Annotated in this window: 24 protein-coding genes and 1 riboswitch; of the genes, 12 read left to right on the plus strand and 12 right to left on the minus strand. The window is 45.3% G+C overall.

Annotated elements, in window-relative coordinates; all coding sequences use genetic code 11:
* Positions 1–56: 56 nt before the first annotated feature.
* Together MKY24_RS00495 and tadA are read right to left on the minus strand one after the other, a co-directional pair.
* Positions 57–623: a GNAT family protein gene (locus tag MKY24_RS00495; protein WP_053324342.1), complete on the minus strand. Its 567-nt coding sequence runs from the start codon at positions 621–623 to the stop codon at positions 57–59.
* A 60-nt stretch (positions 624–683) separates the two neighbouring features.
* Positions 684–1,184, minus strand: a complete 501-nt coding sequence (tadA, locus tag MKY24_RS00500; protein ID WP_053324343.1) for a tRNA adenosine(34) deaminase TadA — start codon at positions 1,182–1,184, stop codon at positions 684–686.
* A gap of 328 nt (positions 1,185–1,512) precedes the next feature.
* Between tadA and MKY24_RS00505 the strand changes: the two genes are divergently transcribed.
* Complete coding sequence (locus MKY24_RS00505; RefSeq protein ID WP_028542603.1) at positions 1,513–3,789, plus strand: PAS domain S-box protein; 2,277 nt, start codon at positions 1,513–1,515, stop codon at positions 3,787–3,789.
* Between the two features lie 51 nt (positions 3,790–3,840).
* Positions 3,841–4,542, plus strand: coding sequence for a 23S rRNA pseudouridine(2604) synthase RluF (gene rluF / locus MKY24_RS00510; protein ID WP_028542602.1), 702 nt, complete (start codon positions 3,841–3,843; stop codon positions 4,540–4,542).
* A gap of 135 nt (positions 4,543–4,677) precedes the next feature.
* On the opposite strand, the gene motB is transcribed toward rluF, so the two are convergent.
* Both motB and motA read right to left on the minus strand, forming a co-directional pair.
* Positions 4,678–5,505, minus strand: a complete 828-nt coding sequence (motB, locus tag MKY24_RS00515; protein WP_025723781.1) for a flagellar motor protein MotB — start codon at positions 5,503–5,505, stop codon at positions 4,678–4,680.
* On the minus strand, positions 5,498–6,292 hold the full coding sequence (motA, locus tag MKY24_RS00520) for a flagellar motor stator protein MotA (protein ID WP_028542601.1): 795 nt from the start codon (positions 6,290–6,292) through the stop codon (positions 5,498–5,500). Before motA ends, motB begins: the two co-directional genes overlap by 8 nt.
* Positions 6,293–6,479: 187 nt before the next feature.
* Here motA and MKY24_RS00525 point away from each other — a divergent pair, with 187 nt between their 5' ends.
* Positions 6,480–6,773 carry a hypothetical protein gene (locus MKY24_RS00525; RefSeq protein WP_028542600.1) on the plus strand — a complete coding sequence of 98 codons (294 nt, stop codon included), beginning with the start codon at positions 6,480–6,482 and terminating at the stop codon, positions 6,771–6,773.
* A 117-nt stretch (positions 6,774–6,890) separates the two neighbouring features.
* Entirely contained in the window at positions 6,891–7,190 is a 300-nt protein-coding gene (locus MKY24_RS00530; RefSeq protein WP_007428083.1) for a 4a-hydroxytetrahydrobiopterin dehydratase, read from the plus strand.
* Positions 7,191–7,268: 78 nt separating this feature from the next.
* Here MKY24_RS00530 and MKY24_RS00535 read toward each other — a convergent pair whose 3' ends face one another.
* The 4 genes from MKY24_RS00535 to MKY24_RS00550 form a co-directional block, all read right to left on the minus strand.
* Positions 7,269–7,775: a GNAT family protein gene (locus MKY24_RS00535; RefSeq protein WP_339201231.1), complete on the minus strand. Its 507-nt coding sequence runs from the start codon at positions 7,773–7,775 to the stop codon at positions 7,269–7,271.
* Positions 7,776–8,078: 303 nt separating this feature from the next.
* A complete protein-coding gene (locus MKY24_RS00540) occupies positions 8,079–8,579 on the minus strand; it encodes a C40 family peptidase (protein WP_025723776.1) in 501 nt (166 codons plus the stop codon).
* Between the two features lie 5 nt (positions 8,580–8,584).
* A riboswitch (cyclic di-AMP (ydaO/yuaA leader) is annotated at positions 8,585–8,722 on the minus strand.
* Between the two features lie 276 nt (positions 8,723–8,998).
* Positions 8,999–9,826 (minus strand): hypothetical protein, encoded by an 828-nt coding sequence (locus MKY24_RS00545; RefSeq protein WP_028542598.1) that lies wholly within the window; start codon positions 9,824–9,826, stop codon positions 8,999–9,001.
* A gap of 11 nt (positions 9,827–9,837) precedes the next feature.
* A complete protein-coding gene (locus tag MKY24_RS00550; protein ID WP_071559516.1) occupies positions 9,838–11,850 on the minus strand; it encodes a M1 family metallopeptidase in 2,013 nt (670 codons plus the stop codon).
* 124 nt (positions 11,851–11,974) lie between these two features.
* On the opposite strand from MKY24_RS00550, the gene MKY24_RS00555 reads away from it, so the two are divergent.
* Both MKY24_RS00555 and MKY24_RS00560 read left to right on the plus strand, forming a co-directional pair.
* Positions 11,975–12,481 (plus strand): YwhD family protein, encoded by a 507-nt coding sequence (locus tag MKY24_RS00555; RefSeq protein ID WP_028542596.1) that lies wholly within the window; start codon positions 11,975–11,977, stop codon positions 12,479–12,481.
* A gap of 170 nt (positions 12,482–12,651) precedes the next feature.
* Positions 12,652–13,203 carry an NAD(P)H-dependent oxidoreductase gene (locus tag MKY24_RS00560; protein ID WP_028542595.1) on the plus strand — a complete coding sequence of 184 codons (552 nt, stop codon included), beginning with the start codon at positions 12,652–12,654 and terminating at the stop codon, positions 13,201–13,203.
* Positions 13,204–13,212: 9 nt separating this feature from the next.
* Here MKY24_RS00560 and MKY24_RS00565 read toward each other — a convergent pair whose 3' ends face one another.
* Entirely contained in the window at positions 13,213–13,572 is a 360-nt protein-coding gene (locus MKY24_RS00565) for a helix-turn-helix domain-containing protein (protein ID WP_025723772.1), read from the minus strand.
* A 304-nt stretch (positions 13,573–13,876) separates the two neighbouring features.
* Here MKY24_RS00565 and MKY24_RS00570 point away from each other — a divergent pair, with 304 nt between their 5' ends.
* Positions 13,877–14,383 carry a PTS glucose transporter subunit IIA gene (locus MKY24_RS00570; RefSeq protein WP_025723771.1) on the plus strand — a complete coding sequence of 169 codons (507 nt, stop codon included), beginning with the start codon at positions 13,877–13,879 and terminating at the stop codon, positions 14,381–14,383.
* 99 nt (positions 14,384–14,482) lie between these two features.
* On the opposite strand, the gene MKY24_RS00575 is transcribed toward MKY24_RS00570, so the two are convergent.
* Entirely contained in the window at positions 14,483–15,232 is a 750-nt protein-coding gene (locus MKY24_RS00575) for an MBL fold metallo-hydrolase (protein ID WP_053324346.1), read from the minus strand.
* Positions 15,233–15,374: 142 nt separating this feature from the next.
* Here MKY24_RS00575 and MKY24_RS00580 point away from each other — a divergent pair, with 142 nt between their 5' ends.
* The 3 genes from MKY24_RS00580 (at position 15,375) to MKY24_RS00590 (ending at position 17,007) form a co-directional block, all read left to right on the plus strand.
* Positions 15,375–15,920: a histidine phosphatase family protein gene (locus MKY24_RS00580; protein WP_028542593.1), complete on the plus strand. Its 546-nt coding sequence runs from the start codon at positions 15,375–15,377 to the stop codon at positions 15,918–15,920.
* 61 nt (positions 15,921–15,981) lie between these two features.
* Complete coding sequence (locus MKY24_RS00585; protein WP_028542592.1) at positions 15,982–16,332, plus strand: hypothetical protein; 351 nt, start codon at positions 15,982–15,984, stop codon at positions 16,330–16,332.
* A gap of 84 nt (positions 16,333–16,416) precedes the next feature.
* The gene (locus MKY24_RS00590; RefSeq protein ID WP_028542591.1) at positions 16,417–17,007 is read left to right on the plus strand and encodes a hypothetical protein; all 591 of its coding nucleotides are present in this window, start codon (positions 16,417–16,419) and stop codon (positions 17,005–17,007) included.
* 228 nt (positions 17,008–17,235) lie between these two features.
* Here the strand turns inward: MKY24_RS00590 and MKY24_RS00595 are convergent, their stop codons facing one another.
* Positions 17,236–18,048, minus strand: a complete 813-nt coding sequence (locus MKY24_RS00595) for a pentapeptide repeat-containing protein (RefSeq protein WP_049828494.1) — start codon at positions 18,046–18,048, stop codon at positions 17,236–17,238.
* A gap of 118 nt (positions 18,049–18,166) precedes the next feature.
* Positions 18,167–18,559, minus strand: coding sequence for a VOC family protein (locus tag MKY24_RS00600; protein WP_028542589.1), 393 nt, complete (start codon positions 18,557–18,559; stop codon positions 18,167–18,169).
* A 124-nt stretch (positions 18,560–18,683) separates the two neighbouring features.
* Here MKY24_RS00600 and MKY24_RS00605 point away from each other — a divergent pair, with 124 nt between their 5' ends.
* Together MKY24_RS00605 and MKY24_RS00610 are read left to right on the plus strand one after the other, a co-directional pair.
* Entirely contained in the window at positions 18,684–19,733 is a 1,050-nt protein-coding gene (locus tag MKY24_RS00605; protein WP_028542588.1) for a hypothetical protein, read from the plus strand.
* 135 nt (positions 19,734–19,868) lie between these two features.
* Positions 19,869–20,333: a hypothetical protein gene (locus MKY24_RS00610; RefSeq protein WP_028542587.1), complete on the plus strand. Its 465-nt coding sequence runs from the start codon at positions 19,869–19,871 to the stop codon at positions 20,331–20,333.
* Positions 20,334–20,479: the final 146 nt, after the last annotated feature.

Here is a 20,479-nt window from a genome sequence, read left to right on the forward strand (position 1 = left end):
TCGGCATAAGCCGGGCGGTTTTTTGTTTACTGTTAATGTTGTCCCTGTGCAGTCATTTAGCTCTGCCACACGTCATCCTCAGCCAAAAGTCCAAACATCTGGTGATCCTGCCATGCGCCCTGAATCTGTATAAGCTTGCGAGCAATGCCTTCTGGCTGGAAGCCGCATTTTTTTAATACACGTTGTGAGGGATCATTATGCAAAAGGGTACCCGCTTGGAGACGATGTAGAGATAAGGCACGAAAGGCATATTGTATGATCAACTTTAAGGCAGCGGTCATATGCCCTTTACCCTGTTCATGATGATCCATCATGTAGCCGATATCAGCGAATTGTCCAACTCCACGTACTAGATTGGAAATAGAGATATAACCGATGAGCCGTTCTTCCTTTAAGAGAAAGATACCGAACACGTAACCTCGATCCTCTTCGGCCTGACGCAATTTCTGACGGATATAATCCTGCTGTTTCTCTAATGTGAAAAATGAATCCTCGTAAAGCGGCTCATAAGGCGCATGGGAATCCCTATTACGGTGCCTAAGGGCGAGAAGGGCTTCGCTATCCGCCAAGCTAAATGGCCGTAAAAAGATACCTTGAGGCGTATTATACAAGCTCATAGGCATGGGTTGGTCTCCTTCCATGGGGAATTAGCAATGAGATGAAGTGTTTTGGACTTTTCCCCCTCAGGATGAGGATGGGGGAGGAGACAATCTGGCTGCCGCTCTTTTTTGCCGGAGATGCCGAAAAAAGCTCGTTAGCAGCGAGGCGCATTCCTCCTGCAGTACACCACTAGTTACTTCTGTACAGTGATTAAACCGAGGCTCCTGTAATAAATTCATCAGCGTGCCTGCGCAGCCTGCCTTGGGATCTGTAGTTCCGTATATCAAATGGGGAACCCGTGATTGAACAATGGCTCCGGCGCACATTGGACACGGCTCCAGAGTGACATACAGCCTACAATCCAGCAGGCGCCAAGCGCCTAAGTGCTCACTGGCCTGACGAATGGCAACCATCTCTGCATGTGCGGTTGGGTCAGCATCCGTCTCGCGCAAATTGTAACCGCGGCCGATGATTTCATTATCTTTTACGATGACAGCTCCGATGGGGACTTCACCTAACGTTTCTGCCTTATACGCTTCCTGAATGGCTTCTTTCATCCAATAGGCGTGATCCATAGTGGTCACTGGGAAAATGCTCCTTTCAAACGCGGAATTATCCAACGAACAAATATTCCGTTGTTAACATGATGTGAATAAAATTGTGGATAACAAGGCACTTGTCCACAGGTTTATCCACAGTTTATAATAAAATCTGTGTATTTGTGGACTACCTGTGGATGATTATCTTCTTATATTGTAGGCAAACGCCCGTCTATTGACAATACTGTACACAAGGTGTGTATTTATGTATATCCGGTAAATGTAAATGCTGGTATCAGAGGCGCTATTACGGTATCATTGAGTTAGCAATTGCCAGTAATCGCCAGCATACGGCAAGAGGTGAGAAATCAGTGTGTCGATAAAAATCAGAATAACGATCATTTTGTCGGGGTCCGTCTTGTTTATCCTGTTGTTAAACATCGCACTCAATTATTACACGACCCACGAAAATCTAAGAAGTGACAGTGAAACTAAAATGGTTCTGACCGCTAAAATTATCGGAGGAGCTATCGAACAAACCCAACATAGCTGGGAGGCCGTTGACAAACAGCTCGGATATAATCTGTGGCTTTCTGCCACGTTGGCTGCCAATCAGCTCGATCCTGACATCCGAAATATTCAGCAGGAACAGCTTCAACAGATAGCCACACTCCACAGGGATATTAATATTTCTTTGATGATTCGAGACGGGCAGGGGTATAAGGTTGTCAAATCCTCCGATCCTAAAGAAGTAACGCCATCCGATCCATTGACCGGGCATTGGAAAAATGCAGTTGACCAATTATATGAGCATGGACAGGCTGCAATGGCGCAAGGTCAGAAACTGGATCATTTTTGGACCGGATCATTTGACTACACGGGTTCAGACTCCTCACATATTAATAAATGGGGATTTTATTATGACCAAAAACGTAACTACTTAATTCGAATTTCCTTTCAGGATACTTCAGTACAAAATTTCATAACCATCCTGAGTCCCGATGAGATCGTAAAGCAAACCCAACAAGTGGATTATCGCATCATGGAGATTACAGGAATTAACCCTGCAACCTTTGGTGGCGCTACGATGGACAAGAACGGGAACGACTGGAAATACTATTACATGTACAACAAACCGATCCAATTCGGCACGTATCAACTAACGAGAGTGCAGGAGGATCGTTTGGCCGTGTCCAGGGCTATCATCTCGGGGGAGAGTATTGTACAAGACTGCTATATTAAAGGCGAACGGGTTCTCGTCAGTTACATACCTTTTTATCCGGCTAACCGTGATGCCTATGTTATCCGTATTGTTATGAATTATGATACGATCACTTCTGTTATTTCCAAGCAATTGATTAGTTTAATTGCCATTTCTATTGTCCTTTTAGAGGTTGTGATCATTGGAAGCTATGTGCTTGCCAGTCTGTTTGTCCGTCCAATTCAGTCGATTCTGGGCAAAGTGAACGAGATGGCTGATGGTCATTTTGATACACGGCTAGAAATCAAGGGTGGTCATGAGCTTGCACAGTTGGGTGAGCGCATCAATGCGATGGCCTACAATTTGGGGGTGTATACGAGAAGACTCGAACAAATGTATGAAGAGAACCGTTCTGTAAAGGAGCATCTGGAATCGGTTATTAATCAGACAGCAGATGCGATTCATGTGACTGATGAAGAGGATCGTGTCGTTCGGGTCAATCATGCCTTCGAAGCTTTGTACGGCTGGACCAAGAAAGAGTTGGTTGGTCGTAAGCTGGAGTTTGTACCTCCGCAGCAACAGGAGGAGTATGAATTTCAGAAGAAGAGCCTGCTTCAGGGAGAGAGCATCGTATCAAGTGAGTCCCTTAGAATGCGTAAGGATGGAAGTACGGTAGAGATTAGTATGAGCACGTCGCCTATTCTGGATGAAGAAGGCCAGATTTTGGGGTTTATCTGCGTGTCGCGTGATATCACGGGTCGCAACCGGATGGAGGAGCTGTTGCGCAGATCAGAGAAACTGACAACCGTCGGACAACTAGCGGCAGGCGTAGCGCATGAGATTCGTAATCCGCTAACCACGCTACGTGGCTTTCTCCAACTACAGCAGCAAAATCAAGTGTTGAATATGAAACACAACGATATTATGATGTCTGAGCTGGATCGCATTAATTTGATTGTAAGCGAGTTTTTAATTCTGGCGAAGCCACAGGCGGTGCATTTTCAGAAAAAAGATGTTCGCTATATTGTGAGCGATGTGATTTCTTTACTAGATAGTCAGGCGCATCTGCTGGGCATTGTATTCAATCTTCAGGTCACGGACGAGCCTGCCCTGGTATACGCCGAAGAAAATCAGTTAAAACAGGTATTCATTAATTTACTTAAAAATAGCATGGAGGCTATGAGTAAAGGTGGTATCATCACGATTCATTTGTTCTTGGAGGGAGAAAGCGTTAAAATCTTCATACGGGACCAGGGAACGGGTATTCCTGCAGAAATGCTGTCCAAGCTAGGAGAACCTTTTTTCACAAACAAAGAAACAGGGACAGGACTAGGACTTATGGTCAGCCAGCGTATTATACAGAGTCATAAAGGCACACTGGATATTGAAAGCACAGAGGGAGAGGGAACGACAGCCCTGGTGCAGCTTCCGATTGCCAAGCCGGAGTAACGGGCAGGGGCGCAGGAGGAAGTGTGTTAGTAGAAATGGAGGGTACACAGGTTGCGCATTAACAAGTTTATCAGCGAAACCGGTTTTTGCTCGCGTCGGGAGGCGGACAAGCTGGTAGAGAGCGGCAGCGTGACGATTAACGGCGAAGTGGCCGTGCTGGGTAGTCAAGCGGAGGAAGGCGATGATGTTCGCGTGAACGGCAAGCCACTGCGCGAGAAGTCCGATCACGTCTATATTGCATTGAACAAGCCGGTGGGCATTACAAGTACAACGGAGAGCCACATTAGAGGCAATGTTGTTGATTTTGTGGGGCACCCGCAGCGGATATTCCCGATTGGACGCCTGGATAAGGATTCGGAAGGTCTCATTTTACTTACCAATGATGGAGACATTGTGAATAAGATTTTACGGGCAGAAGGCAAGCATGAGAAAGAATATATCGTAACAGTGGATCGCCCTGTCATACCGTCTTTTGTGCAGGGCATGTCCAGCGGGGTGAAAATACTCGGCCAGCGGACGCTACCTTGTGAGGTGACGCGTGTATCTGAGTATGTATTCCGTATTATCCTGACTGAAGGGAAAAATCGTCAGATCCGGCGTATGTGTGCTGCCTTCGGTTATGAAGTAAAAAAACTGCAACGGCTGCGAATCATGAATATTCGGTTGGGGTCCCTTCAGAAAGGTGCCTGGCGTGATCTGACAGAGGCTGAGAAGCAGGAGCTTGGCCAGATGCTCGATTATACGCTTAGCTAATGCCAGAGGAGTTTCGTATAGCCTACAGCGTATGATCGTGTACCTGACAGGGCCAGAAGTACAGGAAGCATAAACAAAGAGGCACCAGCTGCATAAAAATGCGGCGGTGCCTTTGTTCATATAACATATGCATAATCAACCTTCACTCGAGCTTGAGGTAGGACTGATGACTTGTGTCCCGTTCTGATATTTGCGGAGAACAGATATTTCAACACGACGGTTTTTGGAGCGTCCTTGACCATCTTGATTGCTTGCCAATGGACGATACTCGCCATAACCGATGGATACAAACTTGGTTGGATCGAGATCTGGATTGAGCAACAAGATACGCAAGAAATTCAGAGAGCGCTTGGCGCTCAAATCAAAGTTGGACGGGAACTGGCTGTTGGAGATCGGTACATTATCCGTGTGACCCGATACGATAACATCATAGCCAGGGAACTGCTGAAGCATACTAGAAATAGACTTGGCCAGCTTTCTTGCTTCCGGCTTTACTTCGGCCTGCCCGGATGAAAACAAGGCATTATCACTAATGGTGATCATCAGCTGTGATTGGTTCAGCTTGGTATTCAGCAACGGGGTCAGGCCGTTATTTTGAATGTATTGATCCATTTGTTTTTTAAGTTTTTTTAAATCTTCTTCTTCCCGCTGGGCCAACTGTTTTTGCAGTTCAGAGGTAGAAGTAGCCTTCGATTTTAAGGGTTGTGATACTTGTTCTTTATTTTTGCCCATATCCATGGATTGTGACGACGGATTCGCGGCCGAGTGATCCAGCACGCCAGTGCCGCCACTAAAAGCTGCACTCAGGGATTGAGCCATAGTTTCAAATTTTTTGGCGTCGAGCGAGCTCATACCGAATAAGACAATGAAAAGAGCCAACAGAAGGGTCATTAAGTCGGAATATGGCAACAGCCAGCTTTCGTCAGCATGCTCTTCATGCGGTTCATGTCTCTTTTTACTCACTGGAATCGCCATCCTTCTGGGTCAACGTAGCCCGTTCGGTCGGAGTCAGGAAGATCGTCAGTTTCTGACTGATGGCAATCGTCGATATCCCCGATTGAATGGAAAGCAGACCTTCGACCATCATTAATTTAAGCTCCACTTCTTTTTTGGATAACCGTTTGAGCTTGTTGGACATCGGATGCCACAGGACATAACCTGTAAAAATACCGAGCAACGTCGCAATGAAGGCTGCTGCAATGGCATGAGAGAGCTTTTCCATGTCACTAAGGTCGGCCAGAGCGGCGATCAGACCTACAACCGCACCGAGTACCCCGAGCGTTGGAGCGTACATACCAGCTTGAGAGAAGATCAGCGCGCCAGAGCGATGTCGGTCCTCGGTAGCATTGATATCCTCCATCAGAACGTCCCGTACGAATTCCTGATCATTTCCGTCAATAATCATTCGCATGCCGCCACGCATAAAGGGATCGTCGATTTCCTCTACCTTAGATTCCAAGGCAAGCAGACCTTCACGACGGGTAATGGATGCCCACTCGGTAAACGTACCGATGAGCTCTTTGCGGTCTAACAGTTTTTGTTCGGTGAAAATAACCTTGAACAGCTTCGGAATCCGTTTGATTTCTGCCATCGGGAAGGCCATAAATATACTCGCTGCCGTTCCGACGAAAATAATCATGTAAGCAGCGGGATTATTGACCAGATTGACGACCGGAGCGCCTTTTAAGATCATCCCGACGACCAGTGACATAATCCCGAGCACAAGTCCGATAATGGTTGAAATTTGCATGATACACCTCATCCATGAGAATAGATTTTGAATCCTTTCATGCCGCCGGGGTCGTCCTTGCCCCAAGCGCGTCATTACAAGACGGATTATAGTATTTATCGACAAAACTCTCTTTTTTGTTAAGTGCGAATTTCCGGTATAATAAGGTGATTATGTATTGAATGGCGGAACCATTGGAGGAAATGGCATGGGAGTAAAGCATGGGCGTGAGTATGAACAAATTTTGAACGATTTGACAGAGGCTGTGGGACGCATCCCAGACAGCTATGAATTTTTTGAGATGGAAGCAGAAGATTGGGACAGGCTGGACCCGGCGGGACGCCAGGAAGTCAATGAAGCTTTGGCAGAAGACTTATTTTATGCACTGGGTACAGAGCCCATAATCACTGTAGGCAGTGGCGTTGTGATCTATGAGCCGGAGCAGCATCGTATCTATGTACTCATTGGAGACGAGGAGCTGACGTCAGTCCCTTTGATTTGAGGTCCGTCTTATGGATTTATCAACGGGGCCGTGGTAATATGTACACCAATATATCGTAGTTTTGGCCGTATTTAAGCGGTCGAAAGGCTTCCGTATAAACGGGGAGGAGTTCGTAACATGCCTTTTACACAAGAAGAGATTGAAGCACATCTGGAGAAACTGGAGGGCTGGGAACTGGAGGAAGGACGTTGGATCGTTCGGAAATATAATTTTTCCAGTTTTATGAAAGGGATTGCATTCGTGGATGAAGTTGCCGCTATATCTGAAGCATTCAATCATCATCCATTTATTACGATTGATTACAAGACCGTGACTCTGCGTTTGACCTCTTGGGACGACGGCGGTATTATGGCCGTGGATATTAAGGAAGCCCAACAATATAATGAAGCTTTTGAAAAAATGCGCAGCAGTCATTGAGCTTGTAATGATCTGTCGTATGATGATAAAAGCGCCTTCGCTATACAACATCGCGGTTGTATGCCGAAGGCGCTTTTATCATAGAACCTGGGTTTGGTGCTCGGGACGATATACCATACAAAAAAACGGTTTTTTGCCATCGGGAGTCTGGCGTTCATAGGTATCTGTAAGCTCAAATCCAGCCGCCTTGTAAGCCCGGATAGCGCGCCCATTCCAAGTGAGTACCTCTAGATCAATTTCATTCTTCGGGTTGCGTCGTTGGGCTTCCTCTGCAATGGCACGGACAAAATCAGCGCCTTTGCCATGTCCGCATCTTTCAGGATGCATTCCAAGACCTAGCCGGGTCACACCGATCATAGGAAAATATTGAGCAAATCCCGTCAGCTTATTCTCTTCATCCAGTACGGCAACATATTGCTCTTGACGAAGCGTGGGACTTCCAAATTCGACTTCAAGCGCCTTCATTTGTTCCCAGGGGAGCCAACCGTATATATTATAAGGTGGGTCATAGCGCCACTCACAGATTGCAGCCGCTTGATGCTCGTCCATCGGTACGATCTGATAGTTGGATATTGAGGCCGGCATGTGTTCCATCCTCCTTTTACAGGTACTTCAATCATTAACAACAGATTGTAGACAAGTTGCAGGGGAATGGCAAGCGTGTTTATTTCATACTCAAGTCGGGTATACATTCAATAAGAAGGAATTACTGCTCATATGCTCCCCCAGCGCTGACGGTAAAACCGACGATGTTCGCTAAAATTGAAACCTTTTGAGGCTTCAGTTCGTCAGTAATGATAATAATTGCTGATGTTGTGGACATAAAAAACCGCAATTCGATTCCGGCCAGAATCAAATTGCGGCTAGGGTTAGCTTGCTGTGCGTTAGTTATTCTACGTTGTCGTCATCAGGAATTTCTGAAGCTACAGAATGGTAAGCGTCTGTGCTCATAATTCTTTTTGCACCGACATAGCGGTTAGCGTAATAATTTTCGTTCAGTGAGCTAACTACTACACCACGTGAAGTCGAGGAGTGGGCAAATTTCCCTTCACCTACGAAGATACCTACATGGGAAATGCCTCTTCCTGTGGTGTTGAAGAACACCAGGTCTCCAGGTCTCATTTCATCGCGGGATACAGAAGATCCCATTTTGAATTGTGATCCGGATTGATGCGGAAGTTTAATTCCCAGTTTGTTGAATACATACATTGTGAAGCCGGAGCAATCGAATCCCTCGAGTGTAGTGCCTCCGCTTCTGTAGCTCGTTCCTTTGGCATCTTGAATGACCTGGTCCATCTTAGAGTCTGCATATGCACTGCCGCCACCGAATGTAAAAGATGTAAAGGCAATGGCAAGACCCATAGCTGCGATCGTTAGCTTCTTCTTCAAAAAAAATATACCCCTTCCAATGCCTGCGAGGTTAGCTTAAGGATTCGGTAGAAGGTTCCCCTATGACCACTCTGTTGCGAGATCAATTCACCCAAACTGGTTCCCCCGCTTCCTAGGTGCCAGGAATTAGGCTTAACTTAAGATGTGCACCTTGGAGAGCAGTATTCACAATAACGTTATTTTTGAGATAAAGGTTACAATAAAGATTACAAAGTTGTTACTATCAGTTCACTGCGATTATTGTAACAAAGACGGCTGGCTTTGGCAAATGTTTCATTGCAAAAAGTTACAAAAAAAATCTGCTCCTAATGTCCAAGGAACAGATGTTGTTAACAGTATTCAGTTATGTGTCGTTTGCGCGGATATGAATCAAGATTTTTCGACAGACGGAAATGAAGTAAAAAACATAAAGGCAGGGCTTAACTTCTACTGGAGATATCGGTATGCCATAGTCTGTACTGCGAACTGATATGCCACAGCCTGACCAGACTAGTAACAAAATGATACGATTGCTGGAGAATGAGCGCCAGCATGCCAGTCCAAATCATCGCCACGGTGCCAAATAGACCGAAGACCAGCAGCACACAAGCACCAAGCAAAAGAGATATACCGACAGCTGGAAGGAGCTGGCGAAAGAAGGCGAGCAGGGACGATAGTATGGCGTGACCACCGACAGTCCCCAGTTGCATATACAGGATGCACTGCCGAATGAACCATCCGTATGCCATCCATCCCATGACATAGGGCAACAAATGCAGCAGATAAGAGGAAGATTGAAGTGCTCCTGCTACAATAGGGTAGAGTCTCGGTACTACCCAAATGGCGGGAAGCAGCAGCAGTCCCAACTCGATGATGTAATACAACAGCGACGACATGCCATGGCGTTTCATACCCTTGAAAAAGGACAGGCTTTGCGGTTCAGTCGCATCGGTATGCAGGCTTTGATATATTCCGGCTCTAATGAAGGGAGTGATCAGTATGCGTAGTACAGTCGCCCCTAGTAGTATCCACAAATACACATGTACTTCCCGGCTGTCCATCAGAGCAATCTGGCTCTCCATCCAAAACAAGGTCTGTCCCAGCTCGTTTTGACCCTGATCAGGATAACGGAGCAGTAGCGGGATAACGGCAGACTGCACCAGCCGATAGAGAAACACCCCCCACAGTAGTCGATACAGAAATAAAATGATAACGATATAGAATCGTATGCGCACCAGCGCCCAGCCCTCTTTTATAACAGTCCGCATCTATAGACACCTCACCATGACAGACTTCCAAGCAGTGTTTCTAACAGCTTGGTTACACTTACATTCCAACGGGTTTGTTGCTTTTCGTCCAATTCGGCTTTTAGGCTATTGTTAATGTGCTTGTTCTCCAGTGCAATGGTATATAGAGGATCAAGGGTTACATAGGAAACGGGAGAAGTACTTTTGATCCGAAAAGTTGTGCTTTTGCCCGCGCCGTCCCAAGCCTTGAATATCGTGGTACCATCCTTGAAGGTAAATTGGACAGGGATCTTGGGATAATCCGCCCCTTTTTTGCTGACCGTCACGACTGCTTCATATCCATTCTCCAGCTTTTGGTTCGTGATATGATCCACCGAAAAGTCCGCCATCTGGCCGTCATATACATACTGTTCAAAATAGTGGCTCCATGAGCGTCCGGTGGCTCTCTCCACGATACGTTGAAAATCCTGGGAGGATGGATGCTTGAATCGGTACGTCTGGACGTAGGTCCGCATAATCCGATCCATTTTTTTCATACCCACCTGACGTTCAATGCCCCGTAGTACCAGCTTGCCTCGAGAGTAGGCGTTTTGCGCGTACTCAGCAGCCGAGCCGTACTTCCATGACTCGCGGTTTAGCGGCTGTGGGGAGGCTATCTGTCCCGATTGTAATGGCAAGTTGGGGGTAAGCCCATATTCTTGCTCCATAAGCCGCTCCTCTGCATAGGAGGTGAAGCCTTCATCCAGCCACGGCTCCTCAAATTCGTTATTGGCTACCATTCCGTAGAAATATTGATGTCCAATCTCATGAACTAATGTTCGTTCCAGACTATAGCCAGGATTTAGATTACCCGCAGCAGCGGCTGTGATGAGTGTCGGATACTCCATACCGCCGGCTCCATTGCCTGATTTGGGTGGAACCACGATGGATAGGGTGGAATATGGATAAGGCCCGTACCATTTGCTGTAGTACGAAAGAGCGGCCTTCGCTGCGCTCATATAGCGCCCTTTGAGCTCCTTGTGCGACGGGTCAAGGTAGAGCTTGATTTTGACACCAGGGACTTCAGCAGAAGAAAAGGGTTCTTCTACGGTTACAAAGTTGGGTGAAGCGGACCAGGCAAAATCGTGTACATCATCGGCATAAAATTGATATATTTTTTGGCCGTTCTGTCGGACGGCACCACGGGTGGGAAATCCGGTCGCTGCTACGATATGAGTTTCAGGCACCCGAATCCGTACGCTGTAAATTCCAAAATCGGCATAAAACTCGGAGTTACCATGATACTGGTGGAGGTTCCAGCCCTCTTCGGCGCGTCCACGTTGCCCTGCAGTCTCGTAGACGCTGAGCTTCGGGAACCACTGTCCTGCCATTACAAAATCATCTGTCGCACCCATACGAGCGAAGATGGCGGGCAGTTTTACCTCAAACTTCATATATAATGTGATTTCTTCGCCACCTCGTACCGGCTTGGGTAGACGCACCTTCATGAGCGAACGGTCGCCTGCGTTACCGTCATCTGGCTGCACATATTGGATGCGGTGCATGAGAGATAAACCGTCTTCTGTTTTTAGTTCAGTCAGCGTCATGGAGCCAAAGCCGTCTTTGGGCATGGTGTCTCCGCGCAGCTTTCCACCGGATTCCTTCATAAAGGTGGTTTCCATGGAAGAGAAGGCATTCGGGTATAGATGAAGATACAGATCATTCACGGTTTTCTTGCCCGGATGCCTCCAGGTCAGTGTCTCAGTGCCTCGCAAAACCTGTCCTTTTTCCAGAGACACATCAATGTGGTACTCTACCACCCGTTTGCTGAGGATTTCTGTAGCGGGCTGTGGAGGGTTCTTGGGCAGGTCAGGCAGGATGTTTGCCCCTAGAGGCATGCCCATATTTGGGGCAAGCGCAGACTCAGACAGGGAGCCGTATAGTGGTTGGCCTATGGACTGCGGGTCTGATTGCGATTGGGGCTGCCAGGCAAACCATAACGTCCCTGCGAGGAGACCGAGGGCTAGTGTAGACAATAAAACGATTTTAGTGCGTGCTGGGGTCATACAATGGATACCTCCCGTTGACAAGCATCTACAGCATGTATATGTTTGCTTTCAGGAGATTATTAGTTAAAATATTTATAGTGTAGAATGAGTGTGAAGACGGAAAATGGAGGTCTAGTGACGCATGAGTGAAAATCAGCCGGACGGCAAAAAACAGATTGCACTGAACATTGTCAGTGGCAAGAGTAAACATAAGGGTTTCGGCGCAGGCTCAATTGACCTGAACAGCATGTCCCCGGTCATCATTGACCGAGGAGAAGCGAAAATTGATATCGGTGCCATGCATGCCAAAAGTAAAGTAGAACGTGGTATCAAGTTCTCTACGAATAAAGAGGATGTACCGAATGGACGGCAGGTATGGCTCGTATGGGTAGCCGTGGATCGTACGCCCGAAGGACGTATGTACGGCGGCGCCACCGCCTGCGAGATGCTGATTGACGACGAAGCCAAACGCGGCTGGAAAATCCTCGCCGATCACGTCAACCGTATGGATTACGCGCTCAAGCGTCGTTTCATGCTGGATGATCTCGGCAGCGAAGATAGAGCAGCGCTTAAAAGCCTGCTAATTTCGCATAACGAGGAATGGTGGGACGCTTCGCCTGAGGAATTGAAGCAGGCGCTGGAAGGATAGGCCCAGCGTTAACGCAGTAAAAAAAGCAGCCACTTCTGTGGGCTGCTTTTTTTATTTATCTGAGTTGACACTAACCTTTTAGTAAGTAGTTGTCCTGAAAGTGCATACTTACATATTTGTAGCGCTCACTTTATACTCAAAAATAAATAATACTTAAGGAGGACAATTCTTTGAAAACTCTTGTTATCGTTACACATCCAAGCATCGAGGCATCTGTCATAAATAGGCGATGGGTAGAAGAACTCAAAAAATATCCAGAAAAGTATACTATCCACGAATTGCATAAGGTTTACCCAGACGGGAACATTGATGTGGAAAAAGAGCAGCACTTCATTGAATCACATAGCAATCTCATTTTACAGTTCCCAGTTTATTGGTTTAACAGTCCGCCTCTCCTTAAAAAATGGCTTGACGATGTTTTTGTTTATGGCTGGGCTCATGGTTCAAATGGAGGTGACAAATTAAAGAATCGTAAGGTTGCTTTAGCAGTATCTGCCGGAAGTAAAAAAGAAGATTATAGTGAAGAAGGAAGATATCGCCATACACTTGAGCAGCTATTATCTCCTTTTGAAACAACCTTCCTATATTGCAATGCAGATTATCGTTCGTTCTTTGCGTTTTATGGTACAGAAAAAGAGTCTGGCGAAAATGAGATTGGTACGTCCGAAAGCGAATTGGAGAAAAGCGCACGAGATTATTTGAATTTTATTGACAGCCTGTAATAGGAATGTCTATTGCTGTCCGTCCTCCAGAGCTGGCAAACCATTTTCCTCTCCCCACTCGCACATCATATTTAATAATGGAATGAGAGAAAGGCCACGTTTAGATAGTGAATATTCAACTTTTGGAGGGATCTGGGGAAATTCCTTGCGTATGATAAGGCCATCTGCCTCTAGCTCTTTTAACATGATGCTTAGTGTTTTGAAGGAAATGGTACCGATACTTCGCTTCAGCTCGTTATGTCGCATAACCTTATTTTCAAAAAGCCAATATATAATGATCATTTTATATTTACCGCTTATTAAGGACAACGTATATCCAAAGCCAGTGTCTTTTAGGACCACGCCAGACGGAACACAGGGTTCACTCATAAATTACACTCTCCTTTAGGTAAGTATATAATATGAATGTGCATACTTTACAACTGATCATTATGCAATTTTAGTGAAAGGATGTAAAGTATGCTCGCTATAAAATGTTTCTGTATCTTTAAATGGAGTGATTCTAGAAACGGAGAGAAGCATCTTGACATCCTGGAAAGGCATTCACTATAATTCAGATAGAAATCGCTTCCACTCCTCTTTTTATTCATTTTGTGGAACCGGTTCCTTGAAAGATGTAGTTAAGTCCTATTCACTGTTTATGAATGTAATCTCTAAATAAGGTGGCATCGTTATGTTTAAATGGTTGAAAAAGAAGGCGGCTCCTCGTATTGAAGAATTCGACATGGTAGCACCAATCAAAGGAAAAGTGGTTTCCCTTGAAGAGGTTCCAGATCCTGCGTTCTCTACGAAGGCTATGGGGGAAGGCATCGCTATTCATCCGACTGAAGGTAAAGTGACTGCTCCTTTTACGGGTAAAGTCGTCCACGTGATGGAGAAAAGTAAGCATGCTCTGATCATTGAGCATGAATCTGGTGTACAAATTTTGATACATGTCGGGATTAATACAGTTTCCCTCAAAGGACAAGGGTTTAACCCTCACGTTCAAACAGGAGATAACATTAAAGCAGGGCAATTACTGATGGAGTTTGATCTAGACGCGATTCAACAGGGGGGATTGCCTGTAATTACTCCGGTAATCGTTCCAGACGGGCAAGAGATGATCAGCCATGTGGAAATCTTGGAAGGAACATCTGCCTCTTCAGAAGTACCCGTATTAAGAGTCCACTTAAAAGCCTAGTTCTCATTCAGAAAAGACTAACCAGGAATTCCTGGTTAGTCTTTTCTTTAGATGATTATCTGATCGGTCAAGGATCGGGTATGACCATGTAATCAAAAGCTAGGATTCACATATTTCAGATATCCGCTGATTACAATTGCCTTCGTACAGCCCTCCATGAAAGCAGATCACTTTTTTAATATCATAAGGCAGCAGGTTTTTAAGAGATTCTTTGGCCATATTGAAATCACAGCAGTATTGCGGGTCTGGAGCCAATAATTTGCTGCTTACTACGCGTAGGGCATCTCCTGCAATCAGGGTTTGACTGGATTTATGATAGAAACTTAGGTGTCCTGGTGTATGACCAGCAGTATCTATAACTACGATCCCCCCACAGAAGGACAATTCCTCTCCGGCAACGATGATGGAGTTTACAATAGCCTTTGGGGGATTTTCAAGTGTACGCCGGAATGCATGTCTCCATTCTACCGGAACGGATTCGGGCATGGAGCTTACAGCTTGATCTATTGCTTCTGGAGTCAGCTTTATAAGCTGTTTTTCTCCTTGTATATAAGGCCTTTCGATAGAACTGGCTAATACTTGAACTGGGGATGAGGAAGCCCGGATTATATCTGTTAAACTGCCGATATGATCAAGATCCTGGTGTGTTATTAATATGGAGGTAAGTTTATGGATTGCTAATCCGGTGTCTAGAATAGCCTCATGTAAAAGTGAGAGTTGCCCGGGGTAAGTCGTATCGACTAAAATCATGTTATCTTCGTCCCACATTAAAGTGGGGTGAATACTCTCTATACTTCCCATGATGTTAGCAGAAACCTGGAGTATGTGTATTCCCTTGTCTAATTGCATCGAATCCCTCCCATAAGAGTTGATGTAATACAAAGGAATCGTATCATGAAATCCAAATATGTAAACCAATATTATAACATAAAAATAATTATTTGTAAATATGCAGAATTTTAAATTTGTGTGACAGTTAAGGAGTGATGACGTGAAGAAAATTTATTTTGTCAGACATGCCCAAGCAACCGGACAGGAACCAGATGCCCGACTCACCGATGAAGGTACCCGGCAAGCTGAGCAGTTGGCTGATTTTATGGAGAATGTAGGTGTGGAATATATTGTGTCCAGTCCATGGAAACGGGCCGTGCGAACCATTCAGCCCTTGGCTGAGCGTAGACAGTTGCAGGTATATACTGATCTACGTCTTCAGGAACGTGTATTAAGCGGTGAGCATCTGGATCATTGGCTGGACGTGCTGGAGCAGACGTATTTGGACGAGGACTTGAAGCTGGAGGGAGGAGAATCATCTCGTGAAGCAGCAGATCGAGGAATCCAGCTTGTCCAGGAGCTTATAGAGCGGGCGGAAAAAACGGTTATCATTGTAACTCATGGAGCTTTACTATCTCTTCTCATTCGACATTACGATCCGCAGTTTGGTTTTGAGGAGTGGAAAAAACTTTCGAATCCAGACATATATTTGCTAGAACTGAAAGAAGCAGAAGCCAAGATTCATAGAGTGTGGAATACGGGTTGAAATAAATAAAGCACGTTCACCATAAGTGCAGAATGGAATCGAAGAGGGAGGCGCATGTTGAATGCAAACCGTTTTTTTAGAATTAGAAAAGGCGTTGTTTCAAGCTTGGTCTTTGGAGTCTAGCTCTAAATGGATAGCAAATAATCCTGCGGCTGGACAATGTGGTGTCACAGCGCTTGTCGTTCAGGACAGGCTTGGCGGCGATATTTTGAGGACATGGCTGGATAGTGGTTGGCACTATTACAACCGCATTGGTGAGGACATTATAGATTTTACGAGGTCGCAATTTTCAATCCCTCCACAGTATCAGGATGTATACTCCAACCGGGAGGAGGCTTTTTCGGACACCAATGCAGAGCAGTATACAGCTTTAAGTCGGAGATTAAAGGAATTTCTGAACGAAGAAGAATAAGGGGATTTTGGTGCATCTTCTGTAGCCTTGATTTATATTAAAATGTTTCCGTAGCCAAATAGGCTTTGGGAGTAGGGAGAGAGTATGATTAACAAATATATAGCAGTTGCGGTTATCGTTCTTGCGATTGTTTGTGGCTTGGTACTGAATGCTTCTAAACAAAATCCAATAACATTAGATCAACAGGAAACAGCCCCAGAAAGTAAAAAATATTCAGGTGAGAAGTACATAACGAAATATACTTATAAAAAAATTAATGATCAAAAGGCTTCATTGATGACATCCAATATTCTTCATGCTACATCGCTGGAAGAGGAGACTGTTGCTCAGTTTAGAGGAGCGCTAATTACTTTATTTGGAGAACCTCAAAGGACATCAGAAAATTTTGAAGAAGCATATGAGTACATAATTAAGGCAACAGATCCAAATGGGCAAAGCTGGATATTGACTGCATACGAGGGACCAGGAGGCCCAGCTATAGGAGGGGACACCGAGAAAGAGTCTATAGAAGAAGTCGCGCAGGATTTGCTGAATCTAATTGAAGCCACAAGGCCCGCTAATTTCGAAGATGTGGGCTATTATGAGGATACTGGATCTACTATTCGTTATGGATGTAAGGAACAAGTCTGTTTTCATCAGGAAAGCACTACAGAGCAATATGCACCGGATAAGTGAAAGTACGGAGTGAACAGTAAAATTTTTGAAGATAAAAGCTGTATTTACGTTATAAAATGAGCTATACTGAGGTAAGAATAGTAAAGGAGTCGTGCGCTAACACGACTCCAGTATACAACCACTGCTTAAAGAGCAGTCGGCAGTAGGGTCCAACAATAGACCGTTACCTTTGTGGGGGGCGGTCTATTTCTTTTTCATGTAGGTAAGCAATGTTTCTTTAGAAAAAAACTAATGCAGCCAATGGCCGGGAATGCTTAGAGAGGGGGGCAGTTTGGTTTTACAATTGCCCTTAGCCGAATTTAATTGCGCTTGTGTAAGGAAAATACTTCCTTCCAGATTAGCTCCACTTAAATCAGCGTCTCTAAAATCCGCACCGATAAGGTCGGTCATTCTCATATCGGCTTCTCGGAGGTCAGCAGCAATAAGTAAAACTCCTCTCAAATTGGCACCCCTAAGATTGGCGCCTCTCAAATTTGCCCCGATAAGGTCTCTACTCCTGATTTTTTTATTATATTTATTGCGCTCTAAGTTTTTCTTACCTTTTTCTCGTACTAACTCACTTGTTTGTAAAAGTAAATCATTGACTAACGCCCTATGGGTTGGTACATGAAGATTTATGAGGGATTTTGGATCTTGATCCGTAAGCTGCTCGGTTTTCGCCATAGCTTTTTGTAAGTCTGTATAGATGGGGTGAGTTTCTTTTAAGTTAAGGGCTTCATTTAGGTAATAAAGCATTTCATGAAGCTGTTGCATGATGGGAAATATACTGAACATTTCCTCAGCTATTGCCGGGTGGTCTCGCCAGCTTTTTCCGTTGTATGTAACTTGGGAAATTTTTTGACCTGCTCCAAAGCAATCATATACCGTACAGCCTCGCAAGCCGTTGTTTCTTAGATTCTTATGAATATCACAACGATAATCCGCATTTAGGTTTTGACAAGGAGTTCCTCCATCCTTATTAAAAGCAAAATCAGCTGATTTTGCATAAGGCAAGGCTACACAGCATAAACCAAAACATTGTTCACAATTTGCACTATACAATAAACACACATCCTTTTACTGGCACCTATTAAATATAATATTACCAAAAAAAGATGGAGCATGGTCTATTGTTTTTTCATAGACTTCTAGAGTCTGCTGGATCGTTTAGAGAAGAAATTTAGTCTTTTGCCAGGTTCAATTGCCATGAGACTCCGTATTTATCTTCAACCCACCCAAATTGTTGGCTTACGGGAGAGGCTTCAAGGGGCATTAGAACTCGGCCTTCCTGAGATAGCTGGTCAAACACGCTATGGATTTCTTCTTCCGAATCACAAGTGACGAGTAGCGATAGAGCTGGGGTAAAAGGGTGTTTGTTGTGATGATTTTGGTCAATAGCCATAAAAGTCTGCCCTTTGAGGTTGAATACGGCATGTAACACGGTTCCATCTTCCTGATGAAAAATGCTCATAATACCAGACGGCTTAAATACAGAGGTATAATATTGCATGGCTTCTTCTGCTTGACCTGAGAACATGAAAAATGTTGTAATTTTTGGACTGGAATCTTGCATGAGATCAACTCCCTAGACTGGATCGTAGATGATAACATCTTTCCTCTTTTTTAATAGAAATATTCAACAGTGGAGAAGTGCTTCATAAAGAAAGGTATGCAAACATGGGAAAGGGGAAAACAGGATGATGGACGCGACAGCAGGGCTTATTGATATGTTCGGCTCAGGCAAGAAGCTGGACGCCAGCATCATTTCCGCTTATACGGATGTGGTTGCCCAATATGGGACCATGGAGGATGCTTGGGAGTTATACAGGCTTTTTGTAGAAGATCCCCATCATTATATCCGGGGGTTACTCCTCCAGCCGATCATGAGATGCGGGGATGTTACTTTGGCGCAGGATATGTACGAGCGTTACGTTCAAAATCAGGCATCCCCAGAACATATACCTGACGGTGTGCTGTATGTGCTAGGTTATTTGGGTTATGTGGAGGCTGCTGCTGATCTTGTCGCTTTGGTGAATGGGCCATATGGAGTTGCGTCTGTGGATGCCTGTTTGGGACTGGTACATCTTCCATGCGAACCGTATCGTGAACAACTAGCGGCTGAATTGGAAAAAGTGTTGGATCAGAATTTGTTTAATGAATTCTTACCTCTGTTAAGCTTTAAATGCACTACTGAAGATATGATTCCGCGATTGGTACATTGGGGAGAGCAACATGCTTCCGTAGACTGTAATGCAGGAATTATTGCTGGAATAGCATTGTTTGGAGAAGGGCAGAAGGATACGATTCGCTCTATCCTGTGGAATCCGTTTTGGGAGGCTCATGGAACGGCTACAGGCAGTTGTGTGTGGTCTTATTTTGCTATGCAGCATGTAGGGCTAACCTTTAGGGAGCTCGTTCAGGATATAAAAAGCTACGATGCATCCAAAGAAGATGTACAGGCATTGGAATATCGTTTGGACGTGCTATATGAGATGTTGGAACTCAAGCTAAGCTATACAGCCCGACCGATCCGGTTCGCTCGCAGCAATGAGGAATCATTTGGTCAGCTATATAGCGATTTGTTTAGCTGGTCTAACGAACATCACGATGACTCTATTATAGGCTGGATGAATGAACAGTTGGGGGTTGAGCACCGACTGCTGGAACGGTATTATGAGCTAAGGAAACGAGTCGAGATTAAAATGGTGCATGAAATTGAGCTGGAGCATGTTCAGAAAGGGAGTTAATCGTAACAGGAAATAAGAATTTTTGATGTAAAAGGACGAAATAGCGGAGTTTGGCGGCGATATGGGGATTCGCCCAGTCCGCGGGCTGATGTCCCGCATAGGATACATCAGCCTAGAACACAAGGAGTGAAACACATGTCTTTACTGCCACAAGTTCCTTTCGGAACGCAACCGGGTACTCCGGGTCCATTCACGCCGTCAGGTCCTTCGATTCCACAATTTCCTGATATGCAGGATTCCTTCCCATCTCCGATAGGTCCGCCACCAGGCCCAGGGCCATTTTCGCCACAGCCGTTCTCACCGCCGCCGCAGGGGCCATTCGGTCCGCAAGGTGGGCAGCAAACTCAAGCACCAACTTCCCCACCACCGCAATTTACGCCACCGAAGCCGCTGGTTTCGGCGTATGCGGTTGACCCTGGAGCCATTTTCGGTTGTTTGTTCCGCAACACGTTTGTATGGCTGACGAACGGGGAGCGTTTCTGGATGTACCCTGTCTTTGTAGGCAGGACATCCGTAGCGGGTTTCCGGTGGAGTGGTCGTTTTTGGTTTTATTACGGTGTAGACACTAACCGTATTGAGTCGTTTAGCTGTTATTGGTAATCGCGCAGCTTTAGGGAAGAGCGGGGCTTAACGGGATGATGGCTGATGGCACTGGCAAGAGAGGTAAATGGGTAAATGAGGTAAGTGAAGCGAAAATAAAAAGACTGAGAGAGCGCTCATCGCGTTCTCCCAGTCTTTTTTTGCTA

It is taken from the genome of Paenibacillus sp. FSL P2-0322 (genome assembly GCF_037975315.1).
Taxonomy (GTDB): Bacteria; Bacillota; Bacilli; order Paenibacillales; family Paenibacillaceae; genus Paenibacillus; species Paenibacillus polymyxa_B.